Here is a 2,591-nt window from a genome sequence, read left to right on the forward strand (position 1 = left end):
GCCCTGGGAATCCATCCGGGTCAGCTTCCTGGCCCAGAGGTCGAGTTCAGCGGTGGTTCGGGGCGGCCTGCCCGGGTCCAGGCCCGCGGCCACGGCCATGTCGACGTTGAAGGCCAGGAACTTGGCGTTGGTGGTGATGGGCAGGCCGTATATCTTTCCCTGGTACTGCAGGGACTGCCAGAGGCGCGGCCAGTAGTCTTCCGCCTTGACTACGGTCGAAGTCTGCACGAAGTCATCCAAAGGCCGTAAAGCTTTACGTGCGGCGAGGGAAGGAAGCTGATACTCCCAGACGGCGGAGACCAAGTCAGGTGCCTGACCGCCCGCGATTGCCGCCAAGAGCTTCTCATAGGCGCCGAAGATGGTGACGGTCTCGACCTCGATAGCATCCTGCTGTTTGTTGAAGCCTTCGTCGATGATGCGCTTCAGATCCTCGAGCTCACTCCCTCCCCATCCCGTCCAGTAGAGAATCTTGGTCCTGGCCGGGGCAGCTCCGGATGTGAGTGTGGCCAGGGTGAGGAGCACGACACACAGCGCTGCCAGCCTCATGAGAGCCTTCCCGTACCGCCCGCCGTTCCTCGTCACCATGGGTCCTTACCCCCCATTGCTAGACTCCCTCTCCAGAATCCGTCCCTGCCCCTTTTAACGGGTGGACGCGTGGAGGCATGGGCCTTCGCCGCCCTCGTCGATGGGGGCTTTCGACGTATGGAGGAAAACTCCTCCTAGCAACCGATTACTGGAGAAAGGAGTGCCCGTTCGGTGCCCGACGAACCCCCACGGGGCGCCAGACGATGCCGGGTCTGGTCTCCTCCGAGGGTCCGGTTACACGGCAGCGGCAGCCCGTCATCGCCCTCAGGTTCGGCGGGCAAGGCAGGAGCGTGCTGCAAGCGGTAGAGAGGCGCGAGGACGGCTCGCGGCAGCCCCGATCCAGCCGTGTACCGAAGGCCCGGAGAAAACCTCCGAGAGTGTGCGTAAGCAGGAGGAGTTATCCTCCCGATGCGGCCATACGACAACCCGGGACAGGGCGGTGAACCCCATCGACCAGCGCGGCGGTAGCGCCGCGCAGCGGCTTGCACGGGCAGGTCATCGCGATACGGAGACATCAGCGGCTGCAGGCCGCCTCGCTGTTGACAGCGACCTGCGGCCACCTTATCATGGGTCTCGGCCGCAGCGACCCGTGGGCGGGTGTAGCTCAATGGTAGAGCACTGGCCTTCCAAGCCAGGTACGGGGGTTCGATTCCCCTCACCCGCTCCATCTCTTTTGGGGCGCCCGTAGCTCAGGGGACAGAGCAGGGGCCTTCTAAGCCCAAGGTCGCGGGTTCGAATCCTGCCGGGCGCACCAGTCACGACAAGCGTTTTTCGAAGCCGGACTGGGAGCATTCTGGAAAAAGCGAGCCTAATCGTCAAAACCCTGCCAAAACGGAAGCACCTTCCAGTCACCAGCGAAAGCAGGCCACGGGCGGCAAACGGCGTCATGGCGAGAAGCGATTACCCCACCGGGTATCCGCGTAGTGCCGCTTAATCGTCTGCAAGTCGTCGCCCAGGAGTTCTGCCACCACGTCCACGTCGGCGCCGGCGTGGAGTAGCCTCGTGGCAAAGGTGTGCCGGAACTTGTGCGGGGATAGCAGACGCACGCCCGCAGCCTTTAGCAGCGCCGCCGAGTCTCGCTGGGCGTTGCGGTGCTCATGGGCCAGCCGGTGGCGGTCGGAAAGACGAGATTGAAGCGCTCGAAGTATCCGTCGCCCACCTTCATCCGCTCCTTGGCCCACCGTCGGCGCCAGGCTCGAAGCGTCTCGGCCAACTCCGGCGCCACCGGGACGTCGCGGATTTCGTTGTTTTTCGTAGACTCCTTGAAAAGCGGATCGCGGCCGTCTTTCTGGCTTCCGGCCCCTATCAAGGTGCGCCGGAAGGTAATGACGCCGGCCGTAAAGTCCACGTCTGACCAGCGAACAGCCAGAAGCTCGCCCAGTCGGGCGCCGGTGTAGAGGGTGGCGGTGACCAGGGCACCGATGCGATAGCGGGGGCAGACAGCCAAGATGCGCTCCACCCCTCGCGGGTTTACGCCTCCGGCCGGCCATAGACCACTTTCGGCGCCTTTACCCGGTCGGCCGAGTTGCGGGGGAGAAGCTCCATCTCGACGGCGTACTGCAGGGCACGGCGCAGAATCATCCGCCAGTATTGCAGGCTGCGGTTGCTAGGCCGGCGCACGTGGCGGCTTTTGCCGATGGGCGACGTGGTGACGGTGTTGATCCACTGCTCGATGTGCAGCGGCGCAAGCTGGTCGAGCCGCAGGTGACCGAGGTGCGGGATGATGTGTTCCTTGATGTTGCGACGGTAGGATTCGACCGTAGCCGGCGAGCGGCCTTTGGCGACCAGGTGTGCGATGAAGTGCTGCTCCAGGAACTCGGCAAGCGTCAGCTTTGAGGGCTCAACGTAAGTGCCCTTGGCTAGGGCGTGCGTTCATAGTGTCCCGCCCCTGCCTGCTGGCTCACCTCCAGCTCCATGAGGGCCTGGGCCAGCAGGCGAACCCCCTCCCGCAGGGCGTCGAGCTGCGGGTCGTCCTGGTACTTGCGCAGCAGGTCCAGCCCTGCGAT

Annotated in this window: 2 protein-coding genes, 2 tRNA genes and 3 pseudogenes; 2 read left to right on the forward strand and 5 right to left on the reverse strand. The window is 64.3% G+C overall.

What is annotated here, in order from left to right; translation table 11 throughout:
- Positions 1-585: extracellular solute-binding protein (locus AB1609_20810; protein MEW6048884.1), on the reverse strand; the 585-nt coding region annotated here is incomplete at its 3' end.
- 593 nt (positions 586-1,178) lie between these two features.
- Between AB1609_20810 and AB1609_20815 the strand changes: the two genes are divergently transcribed.
- Both AB1609_20815 and AB1609_20820 read left to right on the forward strand, forming a co-directional pair.
- Positions 1,179-1,252, forward strand: a tRNA-Gly gene (locus AB1609_20815).
- 11 nt (positions 1,253-1,263) lie between these two features.
- A tRNA-Arg gene (locus AB1609_20820) sits at positions 1,264-1,339 on the forward strand.
- A 130-nt stretch (positions 1,340-1,469) separates the two neighbouring features.
- On the opposite strand, the pseudogene AB1609_20825 reads toward AB1609_20820, so the two are convergent.
- The 4 genes and pseudogenes from AB1609_20825 to AB1609_20840 form a co-directional block, all read right to left on the reverse strand.
- Positions 1,470-2,044: pseudogene (locus AB1609_20825) on the reverse strand (site-specific integrase).
- Positions 2,045-2,055: 11 nt separating this feature from the next.
- Positions 2,056-2,205, reverse strand: a complete 150-nt coding sequence (locus AB1609_20830) for a hypothetical protein (GenBank protein ID MEW6048885.1) — start codon at positions 2,203-2,205, stop codon at positions 2,056-2,058.
- Between the two features lie 93 nt (positions 2,206-2,298).
- Positions 2,299-2,415: pseudogene (locus AB1609_20835) on the reverse strand (hypothetical protein).
- A 35-nt stretch (positions 2,416-2,450) separates the two neighbouring features.
- Positions 2,451-2,591: pseudogene (locus tag AB1609_20840) on the reverse strand (IS256 family transposase).

The organism is Bacillota bacterium, assembly GCA_040754675.1.
Taxonomy (GTDB): Bacteria; Bacillota; Limnochordia; order Limnochordales; family Geochordaceae; genus Geochorda.